General features: G+C 61.4%; 10 protein-coding genes and 1 pseudogene. 5 read left to right on the top strand and 6 right to left on the bottom strand.

What is annotated here, in order from left to right:
* Positions 1-8: 8 nt before the first annotated feature.
* A complete protein-coding gene (locus tag RID11_RS11920) occupies positions 9-1,490 on the bottom strand; it encodes a S8 family serine peptidase (RefSeq protein WP_350139333.1) in 1,482 nt (493 codons plus the stop codon).
* A 107-nt stretch (positions 1,491-1,597) separates the two neighbouring features.
* On the opposite strand from RID11_RS11920, the gene RID11_RS11915 reads away from it, so the two are divergent.
* Together RID11_RS11915 and RID11_RS11910 are read left to right on the top strand one after the other, a co-directional pair.
* Positions 1,598-2,104, top strand: a complete 507-nt coding sequence (locus tag RID11_RS11915) for an RNA polymerase sigma factor (protein ID WP_350139331.1) — start codon at positions 1,598-1,600, stop codon at positions 2,102-2,104.
* Between the two features lie 27 nt (positions 2,105-2,131).
* Entirely contained in the window at positions 2,132-2,839 is a 708-nt protein-coding gene (locus tag RID11_RS11910) for an anti-sigma factor family protein (protein ID WP_350139329.1), read from the top strand.
* 224 nt (positions 2,840-3,063) lie between these two features.
* Here the strand turns inward: RID11_RS11910 and RID11_RS11905 are convergent, their stop codons facing one another.
* Positions 3,064-3,240 (bottom strand): hypothetical protein, encoded by a 177-nt coding sequence (locus RID11_RS11905; protein ID WP_350139326.1) that lies wholly within the window; start codon positions 3,238-3,240, stop codon positions 3,064-3,066.
* 88 nt (positions 3,241-3,328) lie between these two features.
* Positions 3,329-4,534, bottom strand: a complete 1,206-nt coding sequence (locus tag RID11_RS11900; protein ID WP_350139323.1) for a helix-turn-helix transcriptional regulator — start codon at positions 4,532-4,534, stop codon at positions 3,329-3,331.
* Positions 4,535-4,714: 180 nt separating this feature from the next.
* Here RID11_RS11900 and RID11_RS11895 point away from each other — a divergent pair, with 180 nt between their 5' ends.
* Positions 4,715-4,921, top strand: coding sequence for a hypothetical protein (locus tag RID11_RS11895; RefSeq protein WP_350139320.1), 207 nt, complete (start codon positions 4,715-4,717; stop codon positions 4,919-4,921).
* A gap of 396 nt (positions 4,922-5,317) precedes the next feature.
* On the opposite strand, the pseudogene RID11_RS11890 reads toward RID11_RS11895, so the two are convergent.
* The 3 genes and pseudogenes from RID11_RS11890 to RID11_RS11880 all read right to left on the bottom strand — a co-directional run.
* Positions 5,318-5,438: pseudogene (locus RID11_RS11890) on the bottom strand (ATP-binding protein); the annotation flags it as partial.
* Positions 5,439-5,461: 23 nt separating this feature from the next.
* Positions 5,462-9,424 carry a hybrid sensor histidine kinase/response regulator gene (locus tag RID11_RS11885; RefSeq protein ID WP_350139317.1) on the bottom strand — a complete coding sequence of 1,321 codons (3,963 nt, stop codon included), beginning with the start codon at positions 9,422-9,424 and terminating at the stop codon, positions 5,462-5,464.
* A gap of 106 nt (positions 9,425-9,530) precedes the next feature.
* Complete coding sequence (locus RID11_RS11880) at positions 9,531-10,247, bottom strand: response regulator transcription factor (RefSeq protein ID WP_350139315.1); 717 nt, start codon at positions 10,245-10,247, stop codon at positions 9,531-9,533.
* Positions 10,248-10,904: 657 nt separating this feature from the next.
* Between RID11_RS11880 and RID11_RS11875 the strand changes: the two genes are divergently transcribed.
* Both RID11_RS11875 and RID11_RS11870 read left to right on the top strand, forming a co-directional pair.
* Positions 10,905-11,729, top strand: a complete 825-nt coding sequence (locus RID11_RS11875; RefSeq protein WP_350139313.1) for a winged helix-turn-helix domain-containing protein — start codon at positions 10,905-10,907, stop codon at positions 11,727-11,729.
* A 296-nt stretch (positions 11,730-12,025) separates the two neighbouring features.
* Positions 12,026-15,922: a PAS domain S-box protein gene (locus RID11_RS11870; protein WP_350139310.1), complete on the top strand. Its 3,897-nt coding sequence runs from the start codon at positions 12,026-12,028 to the stop codon at positions 15,920-15,922.
* Positions 15,923-16,091: the final 169 nt, after the last annotated feature.

The raw sequence follows: 16,091 nt of genomic DNA, 5'->3' as shown, positions 1-16,091 counted from the left end.
CGGGGGCGTTATTCCGCCGAAGCGGGCATGATCGCGGCCTGGCCGGGGCAGATGCCGCCAAGGTTGAGAAGCCCGTGCCCGTATGTATCGTCCAGACCATCCGGGCCACGGTCACCCGCCGAGGCGGTCAGCCGCGCGCGGATCTCTTCGGGCGTGAGCATCGGGTCGTGTTGCAGCCAGAGCGCCACCGCCGCCGTGACGTAGGGCGCGGCAAAGGAGGTGCCGGTCTTCCAGCGCGCGCCCTTGACCGAGGCCGCGGTCCAGACCTCGACGCCGGGGGCGGCAAGCTCGACATGCGCGCCGCGAATGGCGCGGCGATAGATGGTGCCGCTGCGATCCACCGCTGTCACGGCGATCACGCTGTCATAGGCGGCCGGATAGGCAGGTTCGGCGCGGGGGCCGTCATTGCCCGCCGCCGCGATCACCGGGATCCTGCGTTGCTCGGTCAGTTGCAGGAGCGTGTCTTCGAGCACCGTGTTGGGTGGTCCGGCGAGGCTGAGATTGATCACCTGCACGCCGCGCTCTGAGAGATGATCCAGCGCACGCACCAGCGTGAAGGCGTCGGTCCGCTCGTCGTCTGAGGACCGGTGAAACGCATCCACCGCCACCAGCGGCAGGCCGGGCAGCAGGCCGGGCACGCGGGTCTCGGGGTCGCCGACGAGAATGGCAGCGACCGCCGTGCCGTGGATCGCGGCGGAGGCGGAATACTCCTCTGGGGCGATGCGCGTGAGGTCGATATCGGCCCCGGCCAGTACCTCGTGATCAGCGTTCAGCCCGGTATCGACCATGCCGATCATCACCGGCGCACCGCATCCCTCGGGGCCAAGCGCCTGCGGCCAGCCGATCAGGGCGCGGGCCGGACAGTGCAGGCCGTCACAGGCGGGCGCGGTTGCGGCGATCGGGATCACCGCCGCGCTGTCCTGTCCGGCGCGGTAGTAATGATTGAAATCCGCCGCCTCGGCCCCCGGCAGGGCGCGAATGGTGTCGCGTGCTGCGTCAAGCGTTGTGCCCTCGGGCACCTGAAAGCGGCGCACGGTGGTGGCGAGGCTGACGAGATCAGCGCGTTCGAGAACCACGTAGCCCTGTGTCACGAGGGCCGTCGTCTGGTCGTCGGTCAAGCCGCGCGCGACGATCTCGGCGGGCGCACGCTCGGGCCGGGCGACCGGTTGCGGGGCGGGTCGACGGCGGGCGCGTTGCGGCTCCACGGGCTGTCCGCGAAAGAGACGGCGCAGACCGCGGATGATCTCCCGGGGATCATCGACTTCTCCCGAGTTGATGCCGCCGCGCGACGCGCCGCCGCCTGTGCTGGAGGAGCTACTGCTGCCGCCACCATCATCACCATCATCACCGTCATCGCCGTCTCCGTCACCGCCATCGCCATCGTCTGCCCAGGCAGGCGCGGCGATCATGCTGGCGGTCAGGGTCGAAACCGCGCCAAGCGCGCAGAGCCAGGCCGTCAAGACCAACACAGTCCCTCCGAATACGTGCATCCCGGAAATCTCCTTTTGCTTATTGGGAAAATGATGCCATCTAATGCTCAACGTTAGAAGCCTAGGTTTATTCCCCGGCGCAGTTTTGCAATTGGTAAGTGTGGGTCATGCAGGATTCTTTTGTCGAGGACGTCGTGGCCCTCCTGCCCAACCTCAAGCGTTTCGCGCTGTCGCTGTGCCGCAGGCCGGATGTGGCCGACGACCTTGTGCAGATCACCGCAGAGCGCGCCTTTCGCGCGCGCCATCAGTTCGACCCTGCGACGCGGCTGGAGGCGTGGCTGTTCCGCATCCTGCGCAACGCCTGGATCGACATGCTCCGGCGCGACAGGACGCGGGGCGAGACGGTGGACATTCATGACAGCCCGCAGGCCGATCCGGTGGACAGCGCCGCGCAGACCGATGACCGGCTGATGCTGCAATCGGTGCATGCGGCGATAACGACATTGCCCGAGGATCAGCGCGCGGTGCTGCATCTGGTCTGCGTCGAGGGGCTGAGCTATGCCGAGACGGCGCAGACGCTGGACATCCCCCAGGGCACGGTGATGAGCCGGTTGAGCCGGGCTCGGCGCGCCCTTGGCGAAAAAGTGGGAATAAAGGGCGGGATGGGCCGTTGACGCCGTGCAACGCAAAGGATCGTGACGATGGATATCGACGATGACACATTGATGGCGCTCGCCGATGGTGAGATCGACGGCGACGAGGCCGCGCGGCTGCACGCGCAGATTGCCGCCGATCCGGCGCTGGCGGATCGCTACGCGCTCTTCACGCAGAGCGCGGACTGGGTGAAGGCGGCGTCGCTGGCCAATCCGGAGGCCACGGTGTCGCCCGATCTGGAGGCGCGCATTCGCGAGATGGCGGCGACCACGTCTCCCGAGGCGGAGAACGTGGTGCCGCTGCATCGTCCGACATCCCGGTGGCAGCCGGTGGCGATGGCCGCCTCGCTGGCGCTGGCAATCGGCCTGTCGGCGGGGCTGTTGCTTGCACCCGGCGCGCCTGAGACAGGTGCGCCGCTGCTGAGCGCCGATGTACAGGAGCGGCTGGGCACCCTGCCTTCGGGCGCGGAAGACCGGTTGCCGGACGGGCGGCGCATCAGCGTCGTGGCGTCCTTCACCGATAGCGCGGGCGCATTCTGTCGGGAATACGAGACGACTGCACAAGGTGGAGACAGCCATGTCGGAGTGGCCTGTCGGAACGGAGACGACTGGTCCCTTCGTTTTGCCATAGCCTCTGTTTCGGGGAATGACGGTTATGCACCGGCCTCATCACTTGAGGCGCTCGACGCGTTTTATGCGGCAATTGGCGCATCACAGCCGCTGTCGGCAGACGCCGAGCTTGAACATCTCAAATAGTTCGCGAATGCGGGCCGCCGCCGCGGCCCGTACCCCGTAAGCTATTCAAAAGGCTTCTGTCGGAAAGCGGGCCATGAATTGCAAGTGCGTTCTTCTACACATTACTGAAATTGGTTGGGGCAGCAGCAACAATTTCAGGTGCTTCAATCGACGAATGGCCGCTTTTTCTCTGCCAAAGTGTAGTCCGAGCCCCTGCAGCGGAGGTCGGCTGTCCGCCGCTCGTGTCAAACAGCGTTGGGGGCACGAAGCGTCGCCGTCAGAGCGGGCTGCTTATCGGGGGTAAAAACATCAACCTCGGCTTCATCCGACAAAAAGTCTTGCGTCTGCACGTAAGCCGGAAACATCCGCTTCCCTTCGTGCCCATAAACCAGCGCGCCGATACCCGGATAAAGCTGCCCCATCCGGTCCAGAAACCGTTTCTATTGCGGGTCCTCAGGGGCCGACTCGTAGATCAGCCCGATTAGGCCACTCAGCTCTTTATGGCTGATTTCAACCTGCATGGCGCCCACCCCCTGTCAATTGCGGTGGCCCCGCGCCCCCGTCAAACACCGCCCCCACCGTGCGAAACACCGACAGCGCCTCGCTCAGTTCCGCCACCGATGTGACGCCGACCTTCTCATGCACTGCCTGGATCTGGTTGCGCACCGTCTTGAGCGCGCGCCCCGAGCCGTCGGCGATCTGCACCGGGCTCTGCCCGGCCAGAAGCGCGCCACACACCTCCGCCTCGCGCGCGGTCAGCTCATAGACATCGCGCAACAGGCCCAGATTGATCGCGTCCCCGCCGCGCTGCCCGATGAAGATCGCGAACAGCCGCTCCTCTTGCAGGAGATCGCGGTCGAGCGGACTCACATCGCTCAGGCTGGGCCGGAACGGCGTGAGGCAGAGCGAGAGCGGGCCGTCCTCGCCCTCGACCCTTAGCCCGCCGGCCACCGGCTGCCCCTCCATCTCGCGCAGCTTGGCGGCAAAGGCGCGGGCGTCCCGCATCTCCACCCGGCCGTCGCCCGCCACCCGCATCGGCACCTCGCGCGCCAGCAGACGCCGCCCGGCAGCATTGGCAAAGACGAACTCGGCCCGGCCCGTTACTACCACCATCGGCAGCACGATGGTGTCGAGAAACCCGCCGATCACGCTCAGCGCGTTGCGCGCCAGGCTCAGCGCGCGCGCCATCTTCAGCGCGCGCACCGCGTGCGGCGCAAGCAGCCTCAGCGTCTCGAAGAGCGGATCGTGGATCGCCGCCTCGATGGCAGGATCGGCGGGAATGACAAAGGTCATCTGCGCCGACCGGTCATTGCGCGCATCAAGCTTCAGGTTCATGAAATGGTGATAGCCATAGGGCCGCATCAGGGTCCTGTAGAAATTCGACCGCTCGTAGGACGCCGGGTCGACATATCGCTTCGAACGACCAACAAACCCGTTGGGCGACAGCAGCATGGCGCTCAGCCCGCCGATATTCTGGACATTGAGAAAATCGACCTCGAACCCAACGGTTCTCAGGACATTGGGCAACTTTCCAGTGTGAACGTAAGAGGGAAAGACACGCTCGCCTTCATGGCCAAAGAGCATGGCCCCGGTGCCGGGAAAAACCTGCGCCATCCTGTCCAGGAACCGCTGCCACTGCGGGTCCTCAAGGGCTGATTCGTAGATCAGACCGATCAGGCCGCTCAGCTCTTCATGGGATATCTCGACGGGTTTCATCTCGAATGCCTCTGGGGAAAATCACACGGCGAAATCACAGGCTGCAGACTCATCTTAACCGCAAAAAATTCGATCGCCTTGAGTAAAGTTGCCCATGCGTCACTCGCCGCCCCGGCCTAACCTCAATGACATAAGATCGCAGCGCGCCAAACAGGCCCGCACCATTGAAAGGACGATATCATGACCCGCCTTACTTTGATCGCCACCGTCTTCGGCCTGACGCTCGCCTCCGGTGCCTCGGCGATGAATGTCACTCTCGATGTCCCGTCGCTCTGGCCCGCCGAGGGCGCGTTCGAAACGAAGCGCAAGACACAGGACACGGTGACGCGGACGCAGACAATGACGCGCCCCGCATCGGCCCCCGAACCCACCCGTCAGGATCGCTAAGGTGACCGGCGCTGCGGCGCAACTTCACCAGTCCGGCCACTCGTGCATGGTGCAGCATTTTCGGAGGGTGAAGGTCGGCAGAGTGGGACGAAGCGGGCTTTTTAATTGCAAAGTTGAATTCCCGCTCGGCGCGTCTCAACCAACCAACGGTTCAAAGTTCCATAGACATCTCATGCCACGTCATTCCTCCATGGTCAGAGGTCGATGGATGCAGAGAACTGACCCGGGATTGTCACCGAGACTTGACCCACCCAGTTGCTATGTTCTTTGCGTCATGATGGCGTCAATGTTGTTCTCTCCTTCCGCTTCTTTTTCGCAATCGCAGAGCTGGTGACCTGCCACTGAACTTTCATTCGTTCGGAATCGGAGCCCTTTGGGTTGATACGCCGCTTGGCGCAGGTGGGATCTGCCGGTCCCGGTGCCGCCGATAAGGACAACGTTGCGCTGATGTACCAAGGAACTCCTCGGAGGCCAGATCGCGCACTAGCGTCTCGTTAACGGGGGTACCCCCGGCGGCCCTGCGTTGATCGCAGTTCGAGATCAGTCAGCGCCGGGCACCTCGGGCCCTGCGTCATCGAGAGCCTCACGTATTTTCTTGGCCAGCAACTCCCGGCGGTAGGGCTTGCTCAGGAGCCTGACCCCCTGATCCAGCCTGCCATGGTGGACAATCGAGTTTTCAGTATAGCCGGATGTGAAGAGAATCCTGAGGCCGGGGTACACCTCGCGCGCTGCCGCACCGAGTTCGCGGCCCCCCATGGTGCCGGGCATCACGACGTCGGTGAACAACAGGTCGACAGGCGTGCGTGTCAGGACGTCCATTGCTTCGGCCCCGCTTGCTGCTTCCAGAACGTGATAGCCCAGGCCGCTGAGTTGCGTGGTGACATATTTGCGCACGGCGCCATCGTCTTCGACGACCAGGATCGTCTCGGTGCCGCCGGTGATCCTGCGACGTGTCTGTTCGGTCACGATGCGTTCCGGCTTGGCGTTAGAGCGCGGGAAATACATCTTGACCGCGGTGCCCTTGTGCATCTCCGAGTAAATACGGATATGGCCGCCGGATTGTTTGACAAAGCCGAAGACCATGCTGAGCCCCAGCCCCGACCCTTTGCCGGTGTCCTTGGTGGTGAAGAACGGCTCAAACACGCGGTTTCCAATATCAGCTGGAATTCCATGGCCCGTATCGGTGACGGTGATAACGACATATTGGCCCGGCCTAACGTCCGGCTCCAGTGCCACGTAATCGCCATCGAGCATGGCATTGGCCACTTCGATGGTCAGGTAGCCCCCGTTGGGCATCGCATCGCGTGCATTCACACAGAGATTGAGAATCGCCGATTCCACTTGGGCTGCATCAACCTCGATCTGCCACAACCCGCCTGCGCGGATAATTTCTATGTCGATATTCTTGCGCAGCGTGCGTCGCAACAGGCCATCCATTCCCTGGATCAGCTGCGCGACATCAATGATCTTGGGTTCCAGCACCTGCTTTCGCGAGAAGGCCAGCAACCGCTGGGTCAGTTCAGACCCCCGTTCGGCGGCGTCAGCGGTCATCCTGGCCATGCTGCGCAAATCCGGCCGATCTTCGAGATCCTCTTCCAGCAGTTCCGAATTGCCCAGGATGATCGTCAGCAGATTATTGAAATCATGCGCCACGCCGCCCGTCAGTTGGCCGACGGTCTCCATCTTCTGGGCCTGGCGCAGCCGGTCTTCGAGATGCCGTTGCTCGGTCACATCGGTCATCGAGCCGAGAACACGCAGCACTTTGCCCTCGTCGTCATGCAGGGCAAAGGCCTTGTCCTCGACGAAGGCCCAGCTTCCGTCGGCGCGCCGGAGGCGATATTGTTCGTGCAGGATAGTATCCTGACCAGAAATCAGGCGTTTGGTGGCCGCATCGACCCGTGCCGCGTCATCGGGATGCAGGTGTTGGCGCCAGATTGTCGGGATCGCTCCGGACGGGTCTGCGGCATGCCCGAAAATATCTTGCAGGCCCTCGCTCCACCAGTGCTGATTGTTTTCCACGTTCCAGTCCCAGATGGCGGTGCCCACAGCCTTGGTCACAAGGCGGAAACGTTCCTCGTTGGCTTGCAGAACCTCCTCGCTCTTTTTTCGGGCGGTGATGTCCCGCTCGATGGCCACCCAATGCGTGAACCTGCCTGAGTCATCGGCAATCGGCACGATATCCAGTTCAATCCAGAATTCTTCTCCCGATTTGGTGTAGTTGATGAGTTCGGATCTCACGGGCTGCCACCTCTCCAGGGCCTCGCGGATACGATCCAACTCGTCTCGTTGGGTTTTCGGGCCTTGCAGGATACGCGGGGTCTGGCCGATCACCTCTTCGCACGAATATCCCGTGCGCCGCTCAAAGGCATCGTTGACATAGACGATCCTGGGGCCGCCGGGCGCGTCGATTGGCTCGGCCTCGGTGATCAGCAGGATGTCGTTTTGCCGGGACACCGCCGATTCGAGCAGGCGTAGTTGCATGTCGCGGGCGCGTTGTCCGGTTATATCCTCGAAATAAACGGCCAGCCCCGCCGGTGTGGGATCGGCGCTGACCTCGAACCACGCGTCGAGCGGAGGAAACGACTCTCTGAACTGGACGGGGCAGCCCTCGGAGACGGCACGTTCGTACTCATGCTGAAAAATGGTGCCGGCTGCCTCGGGAAACACGTCCCAGATATTCCTGCCGATCAGGTCCTCCTTTGTGCGTTGCAGCAAGGATTCGGCCTGGGAATTGACGAACGCAAAGTTCCAGTCGTCATCCAGCAGAAAAAAGGCGTCACTCATGCCTTCCAGCGTTCTTTGCAACCGTGCGGACAGGTCTGCAGCTTCGTCTCGCGCGGCGATCAGGTCGGTGATATCCTGGAATGCGCCCTTGACGGCGACGATCTGTCCTGTGTCATCTCGGATCGGCTCGCCGACGGTGCGCACCCAGACCCGCCGCCCCTTGGCGGTTACGATCTGCACGATCTCGTCAAACGGCGCGCCCTCACTGACACAGGCGTCAAAGCGTGTGCGGATGCGCTCCCGGTGTTCTGGAACGTAATAGTTTATCCCGTCCTCAAGCGTCGGTGACGTGCCATCGGGCTCGTCGTGAATGGCGGCGGTTTCCTCGGACCACGTGACGTGGGTGTCCCCGATATCGACACGCCAACTGCCAAGACTGACCAGACGCCCCGCGAGCCTGCGCCGCCGGGCCTCGCGCAACAGTTCCTCTTCGGCCTGTTTGATCGAGGTAATGTCCTGCACGAAGCCGATGGCAATCTCCCGGTCTTCCGTGGTATGCCGCGCACCCACCCCGCGCACATGCGTGATCCCGCCGTCCTGCCCGATGATCCGGTGCTGAAACTCGAAGTCCGGCGCGCCGCTCTCGAAAAAGCGGGTGTAGTTGTCCACCATCTGCTCGCGGTCGTCCGGGTGGACGAGAGCCACGTAGCCGTCTAAATCAGGGGGCGGCTGCTCGTGCGGTACCCCGTAAATGTCGAAGACCCGTGCAGACCAATTGAGCGCTCCGCTCTGAAAATCATACTCCCATGACCCGAGGCTGAGCAGCCTTTCGGCGGTTTTCAGCCGTGTTTCGCGTTCCTGAAGAGCGTACAGGACGGCGCGCGTATCTGCCAGTCGCGGCAGGTCAATCTCGTTTGCTTCCGACGCATTTCCAGCCTCAAGGTCCGCCCCGCTCAAAACGCCGGTCACGTCTTCGACCCGGTGGATGATGTAGATGATATGCCCGTCCGCATCGAGCACGGGTTTGTTGCGCGGCAGCCAGAAACGCTCCTGAAAGGTGCCGTCAGGCTGGCGCACCGGATAACGCTGCAAGTTCATTACATCGGTCACGGCCAGAGATTCGACACGCTGCAGAGACGCAAGAACGTTGCGCTCCCCGTCCGCCTCGGGCTCGGAGGGATCATCCGGGAAGAGCTCGAGCAAGTGCTGGTCAAGAAGTGACTCGCGGCTCAGCATCACGGCTTTCGCGTATTCGTCCGTGGCTGCGACGATCCTGTAGTCGCCGGGCGTCAGAACAAGCATCTTTCCCGGCAATCCATCGAAGAGCCGCGCCAGATGTTCGGCTGACAAGCGCGCTTTTCGGTCAAGCTCCCTGTTTTCTATGCTCAGAGCTTTCGCCCAGGTTTCCGCGTGCTTGACCCGCGTGACGTCACGAATGCTCGCCACGACCGCCTCGTCCCCGTCAAGCGTGACCTTTCTCCAGCTGAACGACGCGGCGAATCGTGTTCCCGATTTTCCGATGATCGTCCAGGTTCCCGCATCGCTTGTGAGCCCATCGAACTGACGAACCTGATCGATAATTCTGCGCCGCTCGCCGTAAGGCCGCAGGTCCGCTATGGTCATGGATTGCAATTCGTGCGCAGCATAGCCCAACCAGTCCTGCGCGGCGTCGTTCGCGAACACGATCCGGAGGCTCTCGGTCGAGAACAGCCAGACGGGGAGCGATAGGTGGTTGTACGCGTCAAGCACCGCGCGGGACAGCACAGGAGCTTTTGTCATGGCGTCCTCCATCTTTTGCGGCGTCGGTCACTTGGTGAGCGCGATAGCCTCGAGCGACCCCTTGTCGGGTTGAAATTTACCCGCTCCGATGTGCCGTCATGACACCTTACCTGTCGCCGACAAGCATATAACCAACTCCGCGGATGGTCTTGATCTTATTCGTACCGCTGCCATCCGTGAACAATTTTCGCCGTAACCGGCTGATCAATCCGTCGACCGAGCGATCATATGCGGCCCAGTCGGGCCCCCTGACATTATCCATGATCTGATCGCGTGAGAATACCCGATTAGGACGAGCGGCGAGGACGCAAAGAACGTCGAATTCAAGCGTCGTCAGCTCGATTTCCTGGCCAGATTCATCCCGGACGACCCGCGATTCATATGAAATCGTCAGCCCGTGCAAAACCTGCACGTTGTTGCTCGCGGGCGCGGGCGTATCCTGAACCGGCTGGCGCGCCGCCAGTACACGCCGCAGGACGGCCTTTGCCCGCGCTCTCAGCTCTCTGATCCCGAACGGCTTTACGATGTAGTCGTCGGCACCGAGTTCGAGCCCGAGGACCCGGTCGATCTCGTCTCCGCGACCTGTCAGGATGATGACGCCGGCATCGGACTCTTCCTTGACCCAGCGGGCGACCTCGAGTCCGTTGCCGTCAGGTAAACCGAGGTCGACAAAAGCAAGATCGGCCGCGTTCTCTTCAAATTTTTCCTTGAAGGACTGCATGCTGTGGCAGCAAATGACCTCGAAGCCTTCCTCGCGAAGCGCTTTATCCAAGATCCGCGTTATTTCCAACTCGTCATCTAAGACGATTGTCAGATGGGTCATCAAGGTCTTTCTGCAAGTTTTCCAGTATGCTTTTTCACCCTATTGTTGCGGAAACCAACGTCAAGGGCGGTTCGAATATGCTCGCACGACGAGCTCATAACAACTTTAACAAGATTTTTATTTATTCTTTCAGCTGACTTGTTCAAGTGGTGAGCCAGGTTCACACGTAAAAAATTTCCCGCTATCGATCTGTCGCCAACCGCGGCTATGTCACCCAATTCAGATCCAGCCGCGAAATCATATGCATTGTCATTGTTCAGCCACGCTTCCGCCCCGGTTTTTGGGCATGCTTGAATGTGCGAACTTTGGCTTGTTTTTCGATCAGAACTGACACCAAAACTGGAGACGTTAACCGTGCAGGACAGACATCGCCCCGACAAGGACCGACCTCGCGGTCTGAGTCCGCGGCCATATCGCTCTGCGGCAGGGGCATTGATGCGGGATCCGAGGTCCACGCCATTCCATGAAGCGGCGCGGGTTCCGGCATTTTAGTGTTGACGTCAAATCGGGTAAGGCCAGGTGCTCGCCACACCTGCGCCATTACACAGACCTGAGCAACCAGACAAAGAATTGCACAAACTTGAAAGCGCGGTGCAAACCGCAGGCATGATTGCGGCCTAAATGTGACTCATCCGAAACCAGACTTTGGGGGTCGACATGAATACCGTATTACTACTGGATCACAGTTTTAAGCTTTCCTGCAAGATCGCAGATACCTTGTTCAGGAGCGATATAAACGTATTCAGAGTCTCATCAGAAGAGCAATGCGCAATGGAGGCCAACCGGCTCGCACCAATCGGCATCATCGTGGCGACTTCAGATAACAGCGACAACACGCAGGCACTCTGCAAAGCCCTTCTTCAAAACAGGAAGGTTCCTGTCATTGTTATATCAGAAAACCATGACGAGGCCGAGGAGCTCGCGGCTCTGCAATTGGGAGTGTCTGCCTTTCTGGACGGCGGTGCCAGTTGCGAGTTGATCGCGGCGCGGATTTTGCACGGGCTCAAGATCGGATTGACTGCAAACCACTGTCAGCAGGACGTGGAGCGACGCCGCGTTCTGAGCCATGATCATCTAGACTTGGATATCGATGCTCACAACGTGAAGTGGCGCGGACAGGAACTGGACGTCACATGCAAAGAAATGTCTCTCCTGGCCGCGCTGATTCAGCGTCCCGGTGTCGTCCAGAGCCGTAGCAGCCTGATTGATCAAGCGTATGCAGACAACATTCACGTCGATGAGCGGACGATCGATAGCCACATGAAACGTATCCGTGCGAAATTCCGGGACCTCGATCCTAATTTTGACGGGATCCAGTCTGTTTACGGCATTGGGTATCGGTTCCGCGTGCGTCCGAAAAGTGCGACCGATCCGAAGCAATCCGCCAAAACGGTACTGACCCCGATGGGTTCCCGCCACGACGCCTCACGGGCTCCGATCAGACCGGATGCGTATGCGGCCCTTGCGCGCCTCGCAAGCTGAGCCCGGCACGATGGCTGAACTGGCTGACAAACGCGACAAGGTGGACACGCGTTTCGACCCTCATCAGCCGGTTTCGCCCATGGGGCCGGAAGGGCCTTGGTTGTATCCGGTTTGCAAGTGATGCGCGTTAGACGAGACTTCGCAAGCCCGTTGGGCTAGCATGCCCTGCTGCGAGACGCGCAGAGATGCGGTGAACGCATGTGCAGAATGACGACCCTGTGCAACGCGCAAAGAGGCGTTGCTGCACAAGTGAATAGGCTGCAAGATGCCGCGATGTGATCGACGGGATATCGTAAATGATTTTTTTCGAGGCCAGCCCGGATCCAATGTGGATCTTCGACCACGAGACACTGTGCATTCTCGAGGTCAATGACGCGGCACTCGCGCGCTATGGCTACAGCCGGTCGGAATTCCTGAACATGACCATTCAGGATCTACGACCCCAAGAGGATATTCCCGCAGTCCGTGAAATGGCGCGGCGGCGCGTTTCGGGCCTGCAAAATTTGGGCGTCTGGCGCCATCTGACCCGCGACGGAACGGTGCTGCATGTCGATGTCCGGGTGTGCCCGATCGAGTGGCAGGGCCGTGTGGCGCGGCTTGGCCAGTTCCGCGACGTAACCGAGCAGGTCGCGTTCAAGGCGGAGCGGGCGCGCTGCAAGGCCGATCTGGCGCGACAGATTGCGGCGGCGGAGCAGGCCAAGGCGCATTTCGCGGCAATGGCCGCCGCCTTGCCGGGCCGTCACGTGCTGCTCGGCCCCGACGGCGAACATGTCCGGATCGCCAGCGATGCCTTCTGCGCCTTCCTCTCAGCCGATGAGGACGCCGTCACCGGGCGTGCCTTGTTCGATCTTCTGCCGCCGGACGAGTCGCAACCGGCGCGTGAGGGTATCGCCACGCTGCGCACCCTGCTGCATCATGTACGCGAGACCGTGCAGACGCAGGACGCGCGCGGTATCTCGCTTGGGCACGGGGGGCGGGAAGAGGGCGCGATGGTCGATGCGACCGCGATCCCCGTGCGCGACACCGAAGGGGCCTTGTCCGCGATCATCCTGCGCCTTGACGTCACAGAAGCATCCGCGCCTGATGCGCCCGAATCCGCATTGGCGCTGGAGACCGAGGCCGCGCTGCTCCGACAGGAAACACGCGCAGCGAGGGCGCGCATCAAGGAACTGACAGCGCGCAAACGCGCGGCTGAGCGGCTGCTCAATATCGGTTGGTGGGAGATCGACACCGCAACCGAAATGCTGACATGGTCCGAAAACGTCTATCGGATTCTGGACATGGAGCCAGGCGGCCCGACGCCGGATATAGATGAAATCATGGCGCGCGTTCACCCCGAGGATCGCGATAGCATGGAGGAAAAGCTCGCGGCCTGGCGGAACGGCGAGATGGAGACATTGCGGTTTGAACACCGGGTCGTGTCGTCGCGGGGCAAGATCAAGTATCTGCGCGGTTATGGCGAAGTCGTCCAGACCGATACCGGCCAGAAACTGGTCGGCGTGGTGCAGGATGTCACGACGATGACTGCCGCCACAGAAGAGATACGCAGATCCGGCGAGTTGTTGCGGACTGCCGGTCGGGTCGCTGGATTTGGTGGCTGGCGGGTCGATCTCGCCGCCGGGATGTGCGAATGGTCACCGGAAGTTGCGCATATCCACGACAGCCCGGGTACACGGCAGGTCAGTCTCGATCAGGCGATTGCGTTTTATGCAGATGAGGCCTCTCGCACCAATATCCGCACGGTGTTCGACCGCTGCGCCAACGAAGGGGTACCGTTCGACGAGATCGTTGACATCACCAGCGCGCGTGGTCGGCATGTGATCGCCCGGGCGACCGGCCAGCCGATTTACGACACCGACGGACAGATCGTAATGGTCGAAGGCGCGTTTCAGGACATTACCCGTTTCGAGAAGATGCGGCGCGAGGCCGAAGAACGCTCAGAGCTTCTGTCCAGCCTGCTGGAGCAGATGAACGACGGGTTCTACGTGCTCGACAGCGAGTGGCGGTTCACTTTCGTCAATGCCTTCGCCTGCGACATGCTGCGCAAGACGCATGACGAGCTGATAGGGCGCTCGATCTTGGAAGCATTCCCCGAGGCCAGGAATACCGAATTTCAGCACGCCTGCGAGCGGGCGGTCGAGTCTGGAGAGCCACAAATCCTGGAGAATTTCTACCCGCCCCATGACGCGTGGTATCGCATCCGGCTTTACCCGGTGGCCCAACGCCTGATCGGCTATTTCCGTGACATCACCGAAGAACGCGCTGGCACAGACCGTCTGCGCCTGCTCGAGGCCGCGGTCGCACAGCAAGGTGACGTCCTGGTCATCACGGAGGCCGATATCGAGCCGCCAGACGGGCCGCGTATTGTGTATGTCAACGGCGCGTTCGAACGTGTGACGGGCTTTACGGCCGAGGAAACGATCGGTCAGACCCCCCGGATTCAGCAGGGGCCGGGGACCAACCGTGCGACGCGGGCCCGGATCCGCACCGCACTCGAACGCGGTGAGGGGATAGAGACAGAGATCCTGAATTACCGCAAGGATGGCACTGAGTTCTGGAAGGATCTCAGCATTCGCCCCCTCCATGATGTAGAGGGGCAGATCACCCACTGGATCGCCGTCTATCGCGATATCACGCTCCGCAAGTCCATACAGAATGATTTGCGCAGGAGCGAAGAAAGGTTCCGCCTGATTTCCAACGCCAGCAGTACCGCGATCTGGGACTGGGATATAGCCAAGGATCGGATCTGGTGGAGTGAAGGATTGGTCAAGACCTTTGGCCATGCGCCGAAGCCGCTTCAGAACCCGAAGTGGCTCTGGCGCAAGAACCTGCACCCTGAGGATGCGAAGCGCGTACAAGCCGCCAACAAGGCATTTCTCGATGGCAAGGCCAGCAAACGCAACTTGGAATACCGGGTTTGCCGTGCCGATGGGTCGTGGGCCCTGGTGCTCGACCGGGCGATTCTCATGCGTGACTGGGACGGGGCCCCGACCCGTATGCTGGGCAGTCTCACTGACATCACCGAAACACGCCAACTCGAGGATAAGCTTCGGCATTCGCAAAAGCTCGAATCCGTCGGGCAGCTTACTGGCGGACTTGCCCATGATTTCAACAATCTGCTGACGATCATCATCGGCAATGCTGAGCTTCTGGAAGACCACTTTGACGAGTCGGGCAGCGCGCACGAGATGGCCAACGCGATCCTGCATGCCGCAGAGCGTGGTGCCGAACTGACCGACCGGATGCTGTCTTTCGCGCGGCGTCAGCCATTGGCGCCGAAGGTGATCGACCTCAATCGCAAGCTGGCCGAGCTCGAGGGCTTTCTGCATCGGACCCTTGCGGCCCAAATCGATATCAAGGTTATCCCGCAGGCGGCACTTGGCACTGTTGAAATCGACCCCAGCCAGTTCGACAACGCCTTGCTCAACCTCTGCCTGAATGCCCGTGACGCCATGCCCGATGGCGGCTTGCTGACGCTGGAGACGGCCAATACCACGATTGATGAAACTTACGCGCGGCGCGACGCGGAACTCGAACCCGGCGAATACGTGATGGTCTCGGTCTCCGATACCGGGATTGGCATGGATGCCGAAACCCGATCCCGCGCGTTCGAGCCGTTTCTGACGACCAAGACCACGGGCAAGGGCAGCGGGCTCGGGCTGAGCATGGTGTGGGGGTTCGTGAAACAATCCGGCGGTCACGTCTCGCTATATTCCGAACTCGGCGAGGGCACGACTGTCCGTCTCTACTTCCCGCGGTCGAGTGCGGCGGCAGCCCCGGAGAGCGGCGACACACTTGATAGCGGCATCAGGGGCGGAACCGAGCATATCCTGCTTGTCGAGGACGATGCAGCGCTCCGTTCGCATGGGCGCGATACACTGCAGACCCTTGGGTACAAGGTCACTGAGGCGGCCAGCGGACCCGAGGCGCTGGCGGCGCTGCGCGCGGCCCCGGATGTGGTGCTTCTGTTTACGGATGTGATGATGCCCGGTGGCATGAACGGCCGCGAGCTATACGAACACGCGCGCGCCGAGCGCCCCGACCTCAAGGTGCTCTATACCTCGGGCTATACCCGCAACGCGATTGTTCATCACGGTCGGCTTGACGCTGGCGTGGAACTTCTGAGCAAGCCGTGGCGGCGCAACGATCTCGCCTTGCGGATCCGCGCCGTGCTGAACGCCCACGGGCCGTAACCGGCTACAGACCCTTACCTATACCGACGCGGCCTGTCCGGCTGTCAGATGGCCCATGCCTTTCCTGACCTGGGAACATTTGATGGAGATATCGCACGCGTCGTGAATGACCCGCATCAAGAGCCGCACAGCAGCGACCCCGATTGTCCCGCAAGGACCGGGGTCTGAT

Origin of the sequence: Roseovarius sp., assembly GCF_040219995.1 — a bacterium.
Classification (GTDB): Bacteria; Pseudomonadota; Alphaproteobacteria; order Rhodobacterales; family Rhodobacteraceae; genus Roseovarius.
Note: the sequence above shows the minus strand (reverse complement) of the source record. Positions and strands in the feature narration are given on the sequence as shown.